Origin of the sequence: Rhodococcus sp. ENV425 (assembly GCF_002887785.1) — a bacterium.
Lineage (GTDB): Bacteria > Actinomycetota > Actinomycetes > Mycobacteriales > Mycobacteriaceae > Rhodococcus > Rhodococcus aetherivorans.
On the sequence record NZ_PCZU01000284.1, the window covers coordinates 7,342 to 24,494 of the forward strand.

Consider the following 17,153-nt stretch of genomic DNA (forward strand, 5'->3'; position numbering starts at 1 on the left):
AGGCGGTCGACTCGGCATGAGGAGGGGTGTCACCGTGACGAATCAGTTGCCGGGCAACGCGTCCCTCGAGGCGTCGATCTCCACGCCGGTACTTCCCGCCGGGGTGGAGGAGGCGATGCGCCGACTCCGAGCCAAGGCCGCGTCGGACAACACCCGAGCGGCCTTGACCAGCGACTGGAGCAAGTTCGCCCGGTGGTGCGACGCCGTGGGCCACGTGCCGCTACCGGCGCCACCCGAACTCGTGGGCTGGTACCTGACCGAGAAGGCGGGCGAGCTTCGACCCGACGGGCGCTGGGCCTACGCCCCGTCGACCCTCGCGCGGTGGGTCGCGACGATCAACAAGGTGCACGCCCTCGCAGGCCTGCCGAAACCGGGACACCACGAGACGGTGCGCGACGTGGTGCGCGGCATCCGGCGGACCCGTGCGACGCCCCCGGCACGCCGCACCCCACTGCTCACCGACGACATCCGTGCGATCGTCGGAGCGATGCGCGCCGGCGCCACCGAGTGGCCGGACCGCGTAGCCGAGCGCCGCGACTCCGCCCTGCTGCTGCTCGGACTGGCCGGCGCGATGCGGCGGTCGGAGCTGTCCGCCCTCACCACCTCCGACGTCGTCGCCCATCGGTCCGACGGGCTGTACGTGACGATCCGCCGATCGAAGGCGGACCGCGACGCACGCGGACGCACCGTCACGCTTCCGTACGGCCGCGATCCGCGGACCTGTCCGGTGTGCGCCTACCGGCGCTGGCGCGAGGTGCTCGACGTGTGGGACGCGGACGGTGGGGCCGCGGTCCGGGAGCTGTTGACCGACGATCGTGCCGCCGGCGACGAGCACTGCTGCCGCGGTGTGGCGCCGGGGGAGGGGCGTGCCGAGCGGCCCCTGTTCCGCACGATCCACCGCACCGGTGCCGTCGGGAGCGGTGCCCTGAGCGGGCAGTCGGTGCACTCGATGATCCAGCGGCGGGCGCGGCAGGCCGGGTTCGCCGCCGAGGTGGTCGCCACGCTCGGCGGGCACAGCCTGCGCGCCGGGTTCGTCACCCAGGCCGTCCGCAACGGAGCCACGACTCAGACGATCATGACGCAGACGGGGCATTCCGACGAGCGGATGGTGGCGCTCTACAGCCGCCAGCACGCCGGACTCGTCGGCAATGCCGTCACCACGCTGGGCCTCTGACCGCGGTCAGGTGCGACCGACGGGTCGGCGCCAGGCGCTCTGGTCGGCGGTGAGCGCCGCCAGTAGATGTTCGGCGGCGTTCAGGTTGCGGAACGGTCCGGCCAGCAGGTCTGCATAGACCTGGGACGGTGCCGCGAAGCGCAGGCCGTCGCGCCGCTGCATCCGCTCGAACACCACCGACGACCACGGCGTGGCCACCACGACGTCGGCTCCGCGATCGACGGGGCGCAGACCGAGTGCCTGGGCGAACGCATCCGGGTCGTCGGCGTACACCTCGAGAAGATCGGCGGCCGCGTAGTCGGTGGCGCCGAGGCCGGTGATCGCATAGCTCAGGTCGAGCGGTTCGGAGAGATCGGCCCGTACGGTGCCGACGCCGTCCGGTGCGGCGAACCCCCTTGTGGTACAGGGTTTGCGGTCCGCTGCCCAGGCTCGCAGCATCTTCTCCCAGTGCACCATGGTGATCGGACCGCGCGGAATGCGGCGGATCAGCTCCCGCTCCCCGAGTACCTCGACGACACGGTAGGTGGCGCCGGTGGAGGCGCCCGACAGCCGGATCAGTTCCGGCACCGACATCTCGCCGGTGAAGTCGGCAAGTGCCCGGACGACTCGCTCGGACGGTTCACCGGTGAGCACGCCCGACGGACGGCCGGGCCCGCGCCATGGGTCGGCGTCGGCGCCCCGGTTGCGCACCCAGATCGCCGGCCGGGACGCGACGAGCGTGAGATTCCCGGTCGCGTCGGAGTACGAGATGCCGTGCTGGTCGAGCTGGCGCCGCACCGGATCGGAAAGGTAGTGCGCGCACACGAATCCCCGGTCGGACTCGGACAGTTCGGCGGCGATGCGCGCGACGTCCCCGCTGAGCACTCCGCGGGACGCGATGACGGCGTACGACACCGACTCGCCGTCGGGTGCGGTCACGAGGATGCGCTCGGGGGCGGCAGGGGAGCGGGGGCGGTCGGACGTGGCAGTCCAGCCCAGGGGCAGACACGCTTCCACCACGGCGATCGAGCGACGGTAGATGTCGATGGGGCGCTCCGGGCGGGGCCCCAGCGCGCTGTCGACCGGTTCTGTGGGCTGGGCGGATGCTGTCATGTCTTCACAATAGGTAATCGGTACGACACGGAAGCTCTTCAATTCACGAACACACCGCCATCCGGCCGACCCGACCAGGGGAGGAGACCGCAACACGCACCCCACCACGACATCTTGATCCGGAGGGCAACCCGATTCGATCGGGGGAGACGGAACGGCGGAACGGACGCGTGAGGAGGGGGTCGGGCCGCCGGCTGGGGTGAGTCGAGGGTTCCTGCTCTCGACTGGCGCTTTGTAGTATCCATATTCTGAGTCTGACGGAAATAAAAAAAATACCGAAATCACCCTCACTTCACGACAAAACCGCACCCAAATACGCCAAGAACAAACGCGGCGGCGGCGGCCCAGCGGGCTACAGTCCGGGAATGCCTGCGCCACGTCCGAATCGCCCGTCTCGCCGGACTCTGCTGGTGTCGCTCGGGGCGGCGGTGACGGCCGCATACCTGGGCGTACTCGTCCTGTTCGGGGTGAGCACGCACGAGTCGCGGGAATGGCGGCCGGTTGACGTCGATGCCGACTCGGTGCTCGTGGTGGTGACGATGAAGTCGCTGCAGCCGACGGTCGACCGGGTGCATGCGGAGGTCACCATCTATCCCGGGGACTCGTTTCTCGATGCGAACGGGGCCACGCTCGCCGTGCCGCTGAGTGTGTTGCTCGTGCCGGCCGTCTCACAGTCGGAGTTGTTCTTCCCGGCCCATTCCGTGCCCGTCGGCTACCCGGTGGAACTGCTTGCGCGCGGCCAGGCGATCCGCTGGCCGTTCGACACCTTCGATGTCACGCCGGTCGTCGTGGAGGCCGATGTGGGGGAGGGGTCGGAGCGAGAACCGGTGCCGTCGGACGTGTTGATCGACGGCCGCATCGACGGGTGGGCGATCGACCAGGGGACCGTCGTCGCCGCTCCGGAGCTCGGCTTTCCCGATGGCGTCGACGGCACCGAGGTGGTGTTCACGCGCACCGGAGGCACTCTCGTGTACGCGGCGATCCTGCTGCTGATGATGGTTGTCCTCGCGGTCCTGGCCGCGTTCGTCGCGGTACAGACGTTCCGGCGGCGCCGCGCGGTGGAGACCGACATGCTGGCGTGGATGGCGGCGATGCTGTTCGCGGTGGTGCCGCTGCGGGGCATCCTGCCGGGCTCACCGCCGATCGGGTCGTGGGTCGACGTGGCGGTGACCATGTGGGTGGTCACCGCCCTCGTCGCGGCTCTGACGCTGTACGTGTTCTGCTGGTGGCGCGACAGCCACCCCTCGCTCACCCGACGGTGACGACGATCCGCCCGTCGTGCACGCGCGCCGGGTAGGTGCGGACCGGGTCGATGCCGGGCGCGGTGCATCGGCCGGTGTCGAACACGAACGCGTACTGGTGCAGGGGGCATACGACGAGGTCGTCGTCGATCTGTCCGTCGGCGAGCGGTCCGCCCCGGTGCGGGCACACCGCGTCCAGGGCTCGGACGGCGCCGTCGCCGAGCAGGAACACGGCGATCTGCCGTCCGCCCACCGTGTACGTGCGGCCTTCGCCCGGGGTCAGGTCGGTCAACGCGCCGACCGCGTACTCCATTGCGGTGGTCCGGCTTTCGGTCGTGGTCATCGGACCGGCACCTGCGGCAGCGGGAGCAACGGCAGCGCGGGGCTGAACTGCGCCGGCGACTTCGGGGTGGTCCGTTCGAGCCAGGGGTCCCGGTATCCCGCCACGGCCGTGCCGATGCGTTCGTCGAGTCCGGTCACGATGTCCTCCTCGTCTCGGACCAGCAGTGCCTGGAGCCGGTCGATGCCGATGCGGGGCACGAAGTCGTAGGTCCGTTCGAGCCACTTGGCGTTCTCGCGGTAGTGCTGGATGAACCGGCCGGCGAGGGCGAGGACTTCTTCGCCGGAGCCGACGGTGGCGAGCAGGTCGCCCTTGCGGACGTGGGCGCCGGCGGCGCCGCCGACGTAGATCTCCCAGCGGCCGTCGCCGACCGCGACGACGCCGAAGTCCTTGCACAGCGCCTCCGAGCAGTTGCGGGGGCATCCGGCCACGGCGAGTTTCAGCTTGGCGGGTGTCTCGAGCCCCTGGAAGCGCTCCTCGAGCGCGATGCCGAGGGCGGTCGAGTCGCCGAGACCGAACCGGCAGAAGTCGCTGCCGACACAGGTCTTGACAGTGCGGAAGCTCTTGCCGTAGGCGTATCCGGAGGGCATGTCCAGGTCGGCCCACACCTTGGGCAGGTCCTCCTTGCGGATGCCGAGCAGGTCGATGCGTTGGCCGCCGGTGACCTTGACCATGGGCACGCCGTACTTGTCGGCGACGTCGGCGATGCGGCGCAGCTGGTCCGGGGTGGTGACCCCGCCCTTCATCTGCGGCACCACGGAGAAGGTGCCGTCGCGCTGGATGTTGGCATGGACACGGTCGTTGATGAACAGCGCACCCCGTTCGTCGACCCAGTCGGGGCCCCACACGGTACGCAGCAGCGACGCGAGCGGCATCTTGGCAGTGGCATCCTCGCGACCGCCGGTGGCGAGTTCGGCGAAGACCTGGGAGACCGCGCGCAGGTCGCGGCGGCGGATCTCGGCGATCAGGTCCGGTTTGGCGAGCGGGATGCACGGCACGTACCAGTTCGCGGCGGGGTCCTCGGCGAGGGCGCCGCCGGCGGCGCAGGCGACGATGTCGGCGACCAGGCCCTTGCACGAGCCGCAGCCCTTCCCGGCGCGGGTGCGGGCGCACACCTGCACGAGGGTGTCGGCGCCGTCGTGGACGCACGCGACGATGTCGCCCTTGCTGACGCCGTTGCAGTTGCACACCTGGGTCTCGTCCGGCAGGTCTGCGGCGACGTCGGCGCCCTGCGGGTCGCCGAGGTCGAACAGCAGCGCCGCGCGGTCCGCCGGGATCTCGAGCTTGCCGTCGAAGGCCTGGGCGAGGGTGGCGGCCTTGCTCACGTCGCCGAGCAGCATCGCGCCGACGAGCCGGCCGTCGCGCACGACGATGCTCTTGTAGATGCCGCTGCGCGGATCGTAGAACTGGACGAACTCGTCGTCCTCGTGCTCGGGTTCCTTGATCCCCATCGAGGCGACGTCGATGCCGGCGACCTTGAGCTTGGTGCTGGTGCGGGATCCCTGGTAGGCGGCGTGCGCATTCGCACCGGTGAGGTGCTCGGCGAGGACGACCGCCTGCTCCCATACCGGGGCGACCAGGCCGTACACCTCGCCGCGGTGCTGGGCGCACTCGCCGACGGCGTAGATGCTCGACTCCTCTTCGCAGCGCATCTGGTCGTCGACGACGATGCCGCGTTCGACGACGATGCCGCCGGCACGGGCGAATTCGGTGTTGGGGCGGATGCCGGCGGTGACCACGACCATGTCGGTGTCGACGACGGTGCCGTCGGCGAACTGCACGCCGGTGACCCGGCTGTGGTCGTCGCGCAGGACGGCGGTGGTGCGGGTACCGGTGTGGACGGTGATGCCGAGTTTCTCGATCTCGGTGCGCAGCACCCGGCCGCCGCGTTCGTCGAGTTGCTGGTTCATCAGGTGGGTGGGCGAGTGCACCACGGTGACGGTCAGGCCCTGGGTGCGCAGCCCGTAGGCGGCTTCGAGGCCGAGCAGGCCGCCGCCGACGACGACGGCGCGGACGTCGTCGTGGGCGTCGGCCATCTGCAGCATGCCGTTGGTGTCGGCGAGGGTGCGGAAGCCGAAGACGCCGCGGCCGAGCCGGCCGTCGGGTTCGCGCAGGCCGTCCATGTTGGGGAAGAAGGTGTTCGACCCGGTCGCGACGACGAGCAGGTCGTAGGGGACCTGCCGGCCGGATTCGCACGTGACGACCTTGCCGAACCGGTCGAGGTGGGTCGCGCGGTCGCCGGCGTGGAGGGTGACTCCGTTCTCCCGGTACCAGCTCATGGGGTTGAGGACGAGTTCGGCGTCGTCGACGTCGGCCTGGCCGGCCAGCACGTGGGAGAGCATGATCCGGTTGTAGTTGCCGTACGGCTCGTCGCCGATCATCGTGATCTCGAACTGGTCCCGGCCGCCGCGCGCGAGGATCTCCTCGACGGTGCGGGCGCCGGCCATGCCGTTGCCGACGACGAGCAGCCGTCGGCGCGGGCCGTGGGGGTGCGACGCGGTTGGGGTCATGCGTCCAGGGTTGCCGGGGGCGGTGACGGATCGGCGGCACCGGGGTTACGCGGCGGTCAGGAAGTGCTCACCGCCGCCGGGGTGGGGGTGTCAGCCGGGGGCGGTGTCGCGGCGTGGCATCGCCAGCGGGGCGACGACGGCGAGCACGAGGGCGGGCACGACGAAGCTCGCGACCGGCGCCGCGGCATAGAGCGGCGTCAGCGCCAGCGGGGCGACGGCGCCGCCGGAGAACCGGAAGGCCTGCACCACGGAGACGGCGCCGCCGCGGTTGCGGCCCCGGGAGCCGAGGACCGCGGCGTTGACACCGACGAGCACGCACTGCGAGGCGATGCCGGCGACGAACCAGGCGGCCGCGACCAGCCACAGCAGTCCGGCGGTGCCGGCGACGACGACGAGGGCGGCGCCGGCGAGTGCGCCGAGCAGGACGGTGCGGCGGGCGCCGATGCGGTCGATGAGGGTGCCGACGCGGCGGGCGGTGAGGATGCCGGCGACCCCGAATCCGGTCAGGAGCAGGCCCCGCTGGGTGGGGGTCAGGCCGAAGACGTCCTCGGCGCGGAAGGCGAGCAGGAAGTTCAGGCCGCCGAGGGCGCCCCAGCCGAGCAGTGCGACGACACCGATGCGCAACACGTCGGGGCGCAGCGCGTCGCGCAGCCGCGGCGGCGGCTCTCCGGTGGGGGCGGTCAGCTGTTCGGGCAGCCCGATCACGGCGAGGACGGCGGCGGCGGCGGCGATCACGACGAACGCCCACCGCCAGTCGACCTCGGCGGCCAGGCCCCCGACGAGCGGGGCCGAGGTCTGCCCGGCGGCCTGCATCGCCCCGAACAGGCCCAGGGCGCGGCCCAGCCGCGCCCGCGGCACGATCGCGGCGAGCGCGGCGAGCAGCAGCGGGGTGGTGAAGGCGTTGGCCACGCCCTGCAACGCGCGGGACGCGAGCAGCAGCCCGAGGGTCGGGGCGAGCGCGGACGCCAGCGACGCGCAGGTGTACGCGATGTACGCCGTGCGGACGGTGCGGACCCGTCCCCACCGTGCCCCGAGGGTGCCGGAGACGAGCATGGTCAGCGCGAACGGCCCGAGGTACGCGGTGAGCGTGCTCGCGGCCGCGCCGGCGCTCACGCCGGTGGCCGCGCCGATCTCCGGCAGCACGGACGCCACGACTCCACCGCCGAAGGGTCCGAGGAATCCTCCGGCGTAGAGGGCGGCACGCTGCAGCGAGGCGCGTGCCGCGCTCACTGGGTGAAGCCGCCGGGGCCCCGTCGCCGCAGGTAGCGTTCGAATTCGGCGGCGAGGGCGTCGCCGTCGATCTTGGCGATGACCTCGGAGATGTCGGATTCGGCGTCGCCGCGTTCCTCGAGGGCCCGCACGTATTCGGCGATCTCCTCATCGTCCTCCGTCATCGCGGTGACGGTCTGTTCCCACTCTTCGGCGAGGATCGGCAGTTCGCCGAGAGGCACCTCGAGGTCGAGGACGTCCTCGACACGGCGCAGCAGCGCGACGGTGGCCTTGGGGTTGGGGGGTTGCGACACGTAGTGGGGGACGGCGGCCCAGAACGACACGGCGGGCACGCCGGCGCGGACACACGCATCCTGCAGGACCCCGGCGATGCCGGTGGGGCCCTCGTACCGGGAGCCTTCCAGGTTGAAGCGTTTGGCGGCGTCGGTGCTGTAGGCGGTGCCGGTGACGGGGACGGGCCGGGTGTGCGGGGTGTCGGCGAGCAGGGCGCCGAGGATGACGACGGTGTGCACGCCGATCTCGTCGGCGAGCTCGATGATGGCGTCGCAGAAGCTGCGCCAGCGCATGTTGGGTTCGATGCCGCGCAGCAGCACCACGTCGCGGTCGCTGCCGGGGGGTGAGCACACCGACAGGCGGGTGGCGGGCCATTCGATCTCGCGGGTGACGCCGTCGACGAGACGCACCATGGGGCGGTTGACCTGGTAGTCGTAGTAGTCCTCGGAGTCCAGTTCGGCGAACGGTTCGGCGTCCCAGATGAGCTCGAGGTGTTCGACGGCGCCGCTGGCCGCGTCCCCGGCGTCGTTCCACCCTTCGAACGCGGCGACCAGCACCGGGTCACGCAGGGTCGGCACGTCCGGTTCCGGGGTCTCGGCGAACTCGCTTGCACTCACCTGTCCAGCCTACGGCGAGAGCCGGACGGGCCGCCCACTAGTCTGGAGCGCATGTCCACCCCATTGCACTCTGCCTTGCTCGATGCGCTTTCGCAGCGCGTTGTCGTGGGAGACGGGGCGATGGGCACGATGTTGCAGGCCGCGGATCTGAGTCTGGACGACTTCCGCGGCCTCGAGGGGTGCAACGAGATTCTCAACGACTCCCGGCCCGACGTCATCCGGGGGATCCACCGGGCGTACTTCGAGGCCGGGGCGGATGCCATTTCCACCAACACCTTCGGCTGCAACCTGCCCAATCTCGCCGACTACGACATCGCCGATCGCATCCGTGACCTGTCCGAACGCGGCGCCCGCCTGGCCCGGGAGGTGGCCGACGAGATGGGTCCCGGCCCGGACGGCATGGGCCGGTTCGTGCTCGGCTCGATGGGTCCGGGCACGAAGCTGCCCACCCTCGGTCACGCCCCGTTCGCCACGCTGCGCGACGCCTACACCGAGTCGGCGCTGGGCATGCTCGACGGCGGCGCCGACGCCATCCTCGTCGAAACCTGTCAGGACCTGCTGCAGGCGAAGGCCGCGATCGTCGGCAGCCGCCGCGCGATGGAGCGGGCGGGCCGGCGCATCCCGATCGTCACCCACGTGACGATGGAGACGACCGGCACGATGCTGCTCGGCAGCGAGATCGGGGCGGCCCTGACGGCGCTCGAACCCCTGGGCATCGATCTGATCGGGCTGAACTGTGCGACCGGCCCGGAGGAGATGAGCGAGCACCTGCGGCATCTGTCCAAGCACGCCCGGTTGCCGGTGTCGGTGATGCCGAACGCGGGCCTGCCGGTGCTGGGAGCGAACGGCGCCGAGTACCCGTTGACGCCGGAAGAGCTGGCGGAGGCGCTGAGCGGATTCGTCGCCGAGTTCGGTCTGGCGCTGGTCGGCGGCTGCTGCGGCACCACCCCCGAGCACATCCGGCAGGTCGCCGAGGCGGTGCACGCGACCGAGCGCGCCGAGCGCGGCCCCCGGCCGGAGCCGGGCGTGTCGTCGCTGTACTCGGCGGTGCCGTTCGAGCAGGACTCGTCGATCCTGATGATCGGGGAGCGCACCAATTCGAACGGGTCGAAGGCGTTCCGGGAGGCGATGCTCGCCGGGGACCACCAGAAGTGCCTGGACATCGCGAAGGACCAGATCCGCGACGGCGCGCACCTGCTGGATCTGAACGTGGACTATGTGGGCCGCGACGGCGCCGTCGACATGGCGGACCTGGCGGGCCGGCTGGCGACGGCGTCGACGTTGCCGATCATGATCGACTCGACGGAGCCGGACGTGATCCGGGCCGGCCTCGAGCATCTCGGGGGCCGGTGCGCGGTGAACTCGGTGAACTACGAGGACGGCGACGGCCCCGGTTCGCGGTTCGAGCGGATCATGGAGCACGTCGTCGAGCACGGCGCCGCGGTGGTGGCGTTGACCATCGACGAGGAGGGCCAGGCCCGCACCGCCGAGCACAAGGTGCGTATCGCCGAGCGGCTGATCGCGGATCTGACCGGCAGGTGGGGGCTCGGCGAGGAGGACATCATCGTCGACGCCCTGACGTTCCCGATCTCCACCGGTCAGGAGGAGGTCCGCCGGGACGCCATCGAGACGATCGAGGCGATCCGCGAGATCAAGCGGCGGCATCCGCGGGTGCACTTCACCCTGGGCATCTCGAATGTGTCGTTCGGCCTGAACCCCGCGGCGCGGCAGGTGCTGAACTCGGTGTTCCTGCACGAGTGTGTGCAGGCGGGGCTGGACACGGCGATCGTGCACGCGTCGAAGATCCTGCCGATGGCGCGGATCCCGGACGAGCAGCGCGAGACGGCGCTGGATCTGGTGTACGACCGGCGGCGCGAGGGTTACGACCCGCTGCAGAAGCTGATGGCGCTGTTCGAGGGGGTGTCGGCGGCGTCGTCGCGGGAGTCCCGCGCGCAGGAGCTGGCCGCGCTGCCGCTGTTCGAGCGGCTCGAGCGGCGGATCGTCGACGGCGAGCGCAACGGGCTCGAGGCGGATCTGGACGAGGCGATGCAGACGACCCCGCCGTTGGCGATCATCAACGACACGCTGCTGTCGGGGATGAAGACGGTCGGGGAGCTGTTCGGCTCGGGGCAGATGCAGCTGCCGTTCGTGTTGCAGTCCGCCGAGGTGATGAAGGCGGCGGTCGCGCATCTCGAGCCGCACATGGAGTCCACCGGCGACGAGGGCAAGGGCCGGATTGTGCTGGCCACCGTCAAGGGCGACGTGCACGACATCGGCAAGAACCTCGTCGACATCATCTTGAGCAACAACGGCTACGAGGTGGTCAACCTCGGCATCAAGCAGCCGATCGCGACGATCCTGGACGCGGCGGTGGACAAGAACGCCGACGTGATCGGCATGTCCGGGCTGTTGGTGAAGTCGACCGTGGTGATGAAGGAGAACCTCGAGGAGCTCAACCATCGCGGGGTGGCGGACCGGTTCCCGGTGCTGCTCGGGGGTGCCGCGCTGACCCGCTCCTACGTGGAGAACGACCTGGCCGAGATCTACGAGGGGCAGGTGTCCTACGCGCGTGATGCGTTCGAGGGCCTGCATCTGATGGACCGGGTCATGGCCGTCAAGCGCGGCGAGGGCCCGGCGGCGGACAGCCCGGAGGCGATCGCGGCGCGGGAGAAGGCCGCCGAGCGCAAGGCCCGGCACGAGCGGTCGCGGCGGATCGCGGAGAAGCGCAAGGCCGCCGAGACGCCGGTCGAGGTCCCGGAGCGCTCCGATGTGGCCGCCGACCTCGAGGTGCCCACCCCGCCGTTCTGGGGCACCCGGGTGGTCAAGGGGGTGGCGCTGGCCGACTACGCCGGCCTGATCGACGAGCGGGCGCTGTTCCTGGGGCAGTGGGGGCTGCGCGGGCAGCGCACCGGGGACGGGCCCACCTACGAGGAGCTGGTGGAGACCGAGGGCCGGCCGCGGCTGCGGTACTGGCTGGACCGGCTGTCCACCGAGGGGATCCTGGCGCACGCTGCGGTGGTGTACGGGTACTTCCCGGCGGTGTCGGAGGGCGACGACGTGGTGGTGCTGGCGGAGCCGCATCCGGATGCCGCCGAGCGCTACCGGTTCACGTATCCGCGGCAGCAGCGCGGCCGGTTCCTGTGCATCGCCGACTTCGTGCGGTCGCGGGCGGATGCGCGGGCCGAGGGGCAGGTGGACGTGCTGCCGTTCCAGCTGGTGACGATGGGGCAGCCGATCGCGGACTTCGCGAACGAGTTGTTCGCGTCGAACTCCTACCGGGACTATCTGGAGGTGCACGGCATCGGTGTGCAGCTGACCGAGGCGCTGGCCGAGTACTGGCACCGGCGAGTCCGGGAGGAGCTGGTGCTCGCCGGCGGCCACACCCTGGCCGAGGAGGATCCGGCGGACGTGGCCGAGTTCTTCAAGCTCGGCTACCGCGGGGCGCGGTTCGCGTTCGGGTACGGGGCGTGCCCGAATCTCGAGGACCGCGTCAAGCTGGTCGAGCTGCTCGAACCGGGCCGGATCGGGGTGGAGCTGTCGGAGGAGCTGCAGCTGCATCCGGAGCAGTCCACCGACGCGTTCGTCCTGCATCACCCGGAGGCGAAGTACTTCAATGTCTAGTGCGGTGACCACGTCGACGCTGCGGGCCGTCCTGTGGGACATGGACGGCACCCTGCTCGAATCGGAAACGCTGTGGGACATCGGGATCCGGGAGCTGTCGCTGCGCCTGGGCGGGCCGATGGCGGACGAGACACGGCGGGCGACGATCGGGGCGTCGAGCGCGTTCGCATTGCGGACGGTGTTCGCGTCGCTGGATCTCGAACCGGATCCCGACGCCCTGGCCGCGGCGAAGGCGTGGCTGTACGGGCGCATGGGGGAGCTGTTCGCGCAGGGGCTGCCGTGGCGGCCCGGGGCGCGTCGGACGCTGGGGGCCGTGCGCGCCGCCGGGCTCGGGTCGGCGCTGGTGACCAACACCGACCGGACGTTGTGCGAGTTCGCCCTGGACACGCTCGGGCGCGAGCACTTCGACCATTCGGTGTGCGGCGACGAGGTGCCGGCCGGCAAGCCGGATCCGGCTCCGTACCTGCGGGCGGCGCAGCTGCTGGGGCTCGAGCCGGCGCAGTGCCTGGCGGTGGAGGACTCGCCCACCGGGGCGGCGGCGGCGGAGGCCGCGGGCTGCACGGTGCTCGTGGTGCCGTCGCTGACGGAGGTGCCGACCTCGCCACGGCGGGTGTTCCGCGAGACCCTGGACGGGCTGACCGTCGCGGACCTGCACGCGCTGCACCTGCCGGGGGCGTGCTGAGGTGGCGATCCCGAAGATCGTGTTGTTCTATCGGTTCACGCCGCTGGCCGATCCGGAGGCGATCCGCTTGTGGCAGCACACCCTGGCGGCGTCGAACGATCTCACCGGTCGCATCCTGATCTCCGAGCACGGCATCAACGCCACCGTCGGGGGCGACATCGCCGACGTCAAGCGGTACGTGCGCGGCACCCGCGCATACGCGCCGTTCGCCGACGCCGACATCAAGTGGTCGGACGGCACGGGGCGGGACTTTCCGCGCCTGTCGGTGCGGGTACGGCCGGAGATCGTGACCTTCGGGGCGCCGCACGAGCTGAAGGTCGACGAGCACGGGGTGGTCGGCGGTGGGGTGCACCTGTCGCCGCACGGGCTGCACGAGCTGATCGGCGAGCGCGGCGACGAGGTGGTGTTCTTCGACGGGCGCAACGCGTTCGAGGCGGAGATCGGCCGGTTCCGCGGGGCGGTCGTGCCGGATGTGGGGACCACGCGCGAGTTCGTGTCGGTGCTCGACAGCGGCCGCTACGACCACCTCAAGTCACATCCGGTGGTGACCTATTGCACGGGCGGGGTGCGCTGCGAGGTGCTGTCCGCGTTGATGCGCAACCGCGGGTTCGAGCAGGTGTATCAGCTCGACGGCGGCATCGTCCGGTACGGGGAGACGTTCGGCGACGACGGGCTGTGGGAGGGTTCGCTGTACGTCTTCGACGGCCGCACGAACGTCGAGTTCTCGGACGCGGCGGCGGTGTTGGGCCGGTGCACGCTGTGCCGGGCGCCGACCTCGCGCTACCGCAACCACCCGGACGTCAACGGCCGGGAGCTGAGCCTGGTGTGCGAGGCGTGCGTGCCGGACCCGGTCGGGCCCTGACGGTGGCTGCGTCGCCGCTGCCGGTACGCGACGGTCTCGGCCCGGACCGGCTGCGGCTGCCCGTCACCGATCCCGCCCCCACGATCCTCGGGTTCCTGCGCGGCGCCGAGCCCGGCGAGGACTGGCACCGCCACGTCGCGGCCGGTGAGCTCGTCGACGAGCACGGCCGGCCGGTGACCGCGCAGACCCGGTACCAGCCGGGCCGGTTCGTGTACTTCTACCGGGAGCCGCCGCCGGAGGTGCCGGTGCCGTTCCCGGTGACGGTCCTGCACCGCGACGAGGGGCTCCTCGTCGTGGACAAGCCGCACTTCCTGGCGACGATCCCGCGGGGCGCGCACATCCGGGAGACGGTGGTGGTGCGGCTGCGCCGGGAACTCGGGCTGCCGGACCTGGTTCCGGTGCACCGCCTGGACCGGATGACGGCGGGCGTGCTGCTGTGCACCACCGATCCGGGATTGCGGGGGCCGTACCAGCAGCTGTTCGAGCGGCAGCGGGTGCGCAAGGTGTACGAGGCGATCGCCCCGTACCGGCCGGGACTCGAGTTCCCCCGCACGGTGCGCAGCCGGATCCGTAAGCGGCACGGCGAGCTCACGGCCGTGGAGGAGCCCGGCGAGCCGAACTCCGAGACGCGGATCGAGCTGCTCGACCGGCGCGGGGACCTGGCCCGGTACCGGCTGCATCCGCGGACCGGGCGCACCCATCAGCTGCGGCTGCACCTGAGCTCGCTGGGGATACCAATCGTCGGGGACAACTTCTATCCGCGGTTCCGGCGCCGCGCGCCGGACGATTTCTCGGATCCGCTGCGGTTGCTGGCGCGGACCGTCGAGTTCGACGATCCGCGCACCGGGCGGCGCCGCCGGTTCGACAGCGGCCTCGCCCTCGAGTTCTGACGGTCCGGGCCGGGCGCCCGGGGCGGTCGCGGCACTGGGTGCGGGAGCACGCTGCGGTCATGAAACAATGAACCCCCGTGAAGACCTTCGATTCCCTGTTCGCCGAGCTGTCCGAGCGTGCCGTCACCCGTCCCGAGGGGTCCGGCACCGTTGCCGCCCTGGACGCCGGCGTCCATGCGCAGGGCAAGAAGGTGATCGAGGAGGCCGGCGAGGTGTGGATCGCCGCCGAGTACCAGAGCGACGAGCAGCTGGCGGAGGAGATTTCGCAGTTGCTGTACTGGGTGCAGGTGCTGATGGTCGGGCGGGGTCTGAAGCTCGAGGACGTCTACAAGCATCTGTGACGGCTCGCCGTCGGGCATCTGTGACGGCTCGCCGTCGGGCATGTGTGACGGCTCGCCGTCGGGCAGCCGCCCCGGGGCCGGCCGTCGTGCCCGCGAGACCTTCCGCATTTTCCTTCCCTGCTCTTCGCACCGTTGCCGAAAGGACCGTCCATGCTGCGCGTCGCAGTTCCGAACAAGGGCTCGCTGTCCGAGTCCGCCGCCGAAATCCTGCGCGAGGCCGGATACCGGCGCCGCACCGACTCGCGCGACCTGACCGTTATCGACCCGGTCAACGACGTCGAGTTCTTCTTCCTGCGCCCGAAGGACATCGCCATCTACGTCGGTTCCGGCGAGCTCGATCTGGGCATCACCGGCCGTGACCTGGCGCTGGATTCGGCGGCGCCGGTCACCGAGCGGCTCGCTCTGGGGTTCGGGTACTCCTCCTTCCGCTACGCGGCGCCGAAGGGCCGGGACTGGAAGATCGAGGACCTCGCCGGCCTGCGGATCGCGACGTCGTACCCCAACCTGGTCCGCCGTGATCTGACGGCGCGGGGGATCGAGGCGACGGTCATCCGCCTCGACGGCGCGGTGGAGATCTCCATTCAGCTGGGGGTGGCCGACGCGATCGCCGACGTCGTCGGCTCCGGCCGGACGCTGCGCCAGCACGATCTGGTGGCGTTCGGGGAGTCGCTGTGCGACTCGGAGGGCGTGCTGATCGAGCAGGAGGGCGCGAGCCGCGGCGATTCGGCGCGCAACCAGCTCGTCGCCCGCATCGAGGGCGTGGTGTTCGCGCAGCAGTACGTGATGCTCGACTACGACTGCCCCAAGCCGGTTCTCGACGAGGCGGTGCAGATCACTCCGGGTCTGGAGTCGCCGACGATCTCACCGCTCGCCGACGACTCGTCGGTGGCGGTGCGGGCGATGGTGCCGCGCAAGGGTCACAACGCGGTGATGGATCGGCTCGCCGAGATCGGGGCGCGGGCGATCCTGGCGACGGACATCCGGTCGTGCCGCGCGATGCGCGGCGCCGAGTAGCCGCGGCCGAGCGTCCGGCGCGTCAGCGCCCGGGGCAGGTGCCGGGGGCGGCGATGCCGACGAGACGCTGTTCGGTCCAGGTGAGTAGTTCGGGTACGAGCGGGGAGTCCTCGGCGACGAGCCCGAGGTGGTCCCGGCCGGGATAGCTGCGGTAGTCCAGGGCCCAGTTCTCGGCGCAGCGGTCGCGCACGTAGCCGTCCTGCACGGCGGCGGTGACGAGGGAATCGGTGGCGCCCTGCGCGAGCAGGACGGGCACGGCCGTCGTGCCGGTGGGGACGTTCTCCGCGAGGCGGCGGCCGAGGGGTCCGGTGGTGGGGTCGGTGCGCAGCACGGACCGGTCGCGACTGAGCGAGAGTGCCGACAGGACCGAGACGTAGACGGCGGGTTCGGACAGGCACCTTGTCGCCATCTCGCGCACGAGGGTGCGGGCGGCGGGCCCGACGTAGGTGTCGCCGTCGACGTCGTCGTAGACCGCGGTGTAGGCGGCGAGGACGTACGAGGCGAACACGCTGCCGCCGGGAACGGTGTCGAGTCCGGTGGTCAGCGCGACGGTGTCGCTGGCGGGGGCCATCGCGGCGATCCCGGCGACGGGTGTGTCCGGGGCGTAGGTGGGGGCGAGCAGCCCCGCCCACAGGGCCGCGTGCCCGCCCTGGGAGTGCCCCCAGACGACGGTGCGGTCGGCGAGGTCGAGGTGGTCGAGGCGGTGGGCCGCACGCACAGCGTCGAGCACCGAGCGTCCTTCGCCCTGCCCGATCAGGTACGGGTGCGGGCCTGCGGTGCCCAGGCCGACGTAGTCGGTGGCCACCAGGGCCCAGCCGCGGTCGAGGAGCGCGGACTCGGCGGGCAGGGCGCCGGCGCCGAGCGGGTCGTCGAGGAGGGTGGGCGCACAGGGTTCGGCGAAACCGGTGGTCCCGTGGGCCCAGGCGATCACCGGTCGAGGTCCGGGCGGGGCGTTCTTCGCGACCACGACCAGGGCGCTGGCCACGGCGGGCTGGTCGTCGTCGCGGGTGGTGGTGTAGAGGATGCGCCAGGCCTCGGCGCCGTCGGGGACGGCGCGGGTGAACGGTTCGGCGCGCAGCAGCGCGCCGGGATGATCGGGCATCCGGTGCGGTGCGGTGTAGAACGCGTCGACGACGGGGGAGCCGGCGCGGAGGCGGACCGCCACGCCGGCTGCGGCGACGGCCACGAGCAGCGCGAGAACCGCCACGGCCGGTCGCCGGTACCGGGCCGGGGTGCGGCGGGGCGCCGTCGGGGTGGGTCCGGGGG

Annotated in this window: 14 protein-coding genes; 8 read left to right on the top strand and 6 right to left on the bottom strand. The window is 71.4% G+C overall.

What is annotated here, in order from left to right; genetic code table 11:
- The first annotated feature begins 115 nt into the window (after positions 1 to 115).
- Positions 116 to 1,174: a tyrosine-type recombinase/integrase gene (locus CQZ88_RS27190; protein ID WP_258008822.1), complete on the top strand. Its 1,059-nt coding sequence runs from the start codon at positions 116 to 118 to the stop codon at positions 1,172 to 1,174.
- 6 nt (positions 1,175 to 1,180) lie between these two features.
- On the opposite strand, the gene CQZ88_RS27195 is transcribed toward CQZ88_RS27190, so the two are convergent.
- Positions 1,181 to 2,266: a hypothetical protein gene (locus tag CQZ88_RS27195; RefSeq protein ID WP_029543732.1), complete on the bottom strand. Its 1,086-nt coding sequence runs from the start codon at positions 2,264 to 2,266 to the stop codon at positions 1,181 to 1,183.
- 365 nt (positions 2,267 to 2,631) lie between these two features.
- Between CQZ88_RS27195 and CQZ88_RS27200 the strand changes: the two genes are divergently transcribed.
- A complete protein-coding gene (locus tag CQZ88_RS27200) occupies positions 2,632 to 3,528 on the top strand; it encodes a DUF4436 family protein (protein WP_231772827.1) in 897 nt (298 codons plus the stop codon).
- Here CQZ88_RS27200 and CQZ88_RS27205 read toward each other — a convergent pair.
- The 4 genes from CQZ88_RS27205 to CQZ88_RS27220 all read right to left on the bottom strand — a co-directional run bounded on the left by CQZ88_RS27205 (position 3,515) and on the right by CQZ88_RS27220 (position 8,477).
- The gene (locus tag CQZ88_RS27205; protein ID WP_006931155.1) at positions 3,515 to 3,850 is read right to left on the bottom strand and encodes a Rieske (2Fe-2S) protein; all 336 of its coding nucleotides are present in this window, start codon (positions 3,848 to 3,850) and stop codon (positions 3,515 to 3,517) included. The genes CQZ88_RS27200 and CQZ88_RS27205 overlap by 14 nt on opposite strands.
- Complete coding sequence (gene nirB / locus CQZ88_RS27210) at positions 3,847 to 6,357, bottom strand: nitrite reductase large subunit NirB (protein ID WP_102800575.1); 2,511 nt, start codon at positions 6,355 to 6,357, stop codon at positions 3,847 to 3,849. Before nirB ends, CQZ88_RS27205 begins: the two co-directional genes overlap by 4 nt.
- Before the next feature lie 90 nt (positions 6,358 to 6,447).
- Complete coding sequence (locus CQZ88_RS27215) at positions 6,448 to 7,587, bottom strand: MFS transporter (RefSeq protein WP_102800576.1); 1,140 nt, start codon at positions 7,585 to 7,587, stop codon at positions 6,448 to 6,450.
- The gene (locus CQZ88_RS27220) at positions 7,584 to 8,477 is read right to left on the bottom strand and encodes a PAC2 family protein (protein ID WP_072635267.1); all 894 of its coding nucleotides are present in this window, start codon (positions 8,475 to 8,477) and stop codon (positions 7,584 to 7,586) included. Before CQZ88_RS27220 ends, CQZ88_RS27215 begins: the two co-directional genes overlap by 4 nt.
- 51 nt (positions 8,478 to 8,528) lie before the next feature.
- Between CQZ88_RS27220 and metH the strand changes: the two genes are divergently transcribed.
- From metH to hisG, 6 genes are all read left to right on the top strand, one after another.
- Entirely contained in the window at positions 8,529 to 12,098 is a 3,570-nt protein-coding gene (metH, locus tag CQZ88_RS27225; protein WP_102800577.1) for a methionine synthase, read from the top strand.
- Positions 12,091 to 12,780 carry an HAD family phosphatase gene (locus CQZ88_RS27230; RefSeq protein ID WP_044475593.1) on the top strand — a complete coding sequence of 230 codons (690 nt, stop codon included), beginning with the start codon at positions 12,091 to 12,093 and terminating at the stop codon, positions 12,778 to 12,780. The genes metH and CQZ88_RS27230 overlap by 8 nt, the downstream gene beginning before the upstream one ends.
- Before the next feature lies 1 nt (position 12,781).
- Positions 12,782 to 13,642, top strand: coding sequence for a rhodanese-related sulfurtransferase (locus CQZ88_RS27235; protein ID WP_102800578.1), 861 nt, complete (start codon positions 12,782 to 12,784; stop codon positions 13,640 to 13,642).
- 2 nt (positions 13,643 to 13,644) lie between these two features.
- Positions 13,645 to 14,532: a pseudouridine synthase gene (locus CQZ88_RS27240; protein ID WP_044475596.1), complete on the top strand. Its 888-nt coding sequence runs from the start codon at positions 13,645 to 13,647 to the stop codon at positions 14,530 to 14,532.
- Between the two features lie 77 nt (positions 14,533 to 14,609).
- Positions 14,610 to 14,873, top strand: coding sequence for a phosphoribosyl-ATP diphosphatase (locus CQZ88_RS27245; RefSeq protein ID WP_003937712.1), 264 nt, complete (start codon positions 14,610 to 14,612; stop codon positions 14,871 to 14,873).
- Positions 14,874 to 15,023: 150 nt separating this feature from the next.
- On the top strand, positions 15,024 to 15,887 hold the full coding sequence (gene hisG, locus CQZ88_RS27250) for an ATP phosphoribosyltransferase (RefSeq protein WP_006931171.1): 864 nt from the start codon (positions 15,024 to 15,026) through the stop codon (positions 15,885 to 15,887).
- A 22-nt stretch (positions 15,888 to 15,909) separates the two neighbouring features.
- On the opposite strand, the gene CQZ88_RS27255 is transcribed toward hisG, so the two are convergent.
- On the bottom strand, positions 15,910 to 17,153 hold a 1,244-nt coding region (locus CQZ88_RS27255; protein WP_258008819.1), incomplete at its 5' end, for a lipase family protein.

Coding starts and splice junctions, on each gene's coding strand:
- CQZ88_RS27190 (WP_258008822.1), top strand. CDS start 116: ATGCGCCGACTCCGAGCCAAGGCCGCGTCGGACAACACCCGAGCGGCC.
- CQZ88_RS27195 (WP_029543732.1), bottom strand. CDS start 2,266: ATGACAGCATCCGCCCAGCCCACAGAACCGGTCGACAGCGCGCTGGGG.
- CQZ88_RS27200 (WP_231772827.1), top strand. CDS start 2,632: ATGCCTGCGCCACGTCCGAATCGCCCGTCTCGCCGGACTCTGCTGGTG.
- CQZ88_RS27205 (WP_006931155.1), bottom strand. CDS start 3,850: ATGACCACGACCGAAAGCCGGACCACCGCAATGGAGTACGCGGTCGGC.
- nirB (WP_102800575.1), bottom strand. CDS start 6,357: ATGACCCCAACCGCGTCGCACCCCCACGGCCCGCGCCGACGGCTGCTC.
- metH (WP_102800577.1), top strand. CDS start 8,529: ATGTCCACCCCATTGCACTCTGCCTTGCTCGATGCGCTTTCGCAGCGC.
- CQZ88_RS27230 (WP_044475593.1), top strand. CDS start 12,091: ATGTCTAGTGCGGTGACCACGTCGACGCTGCGGGCCGTCCTGTGGGAC.
- hisG (WP_006931171.1), top strand. CDS start 15,024: ATGCTGCGCGTCGCAGTTCCGAACAAGGGCTCGCTGTCCGAGTCCGCC.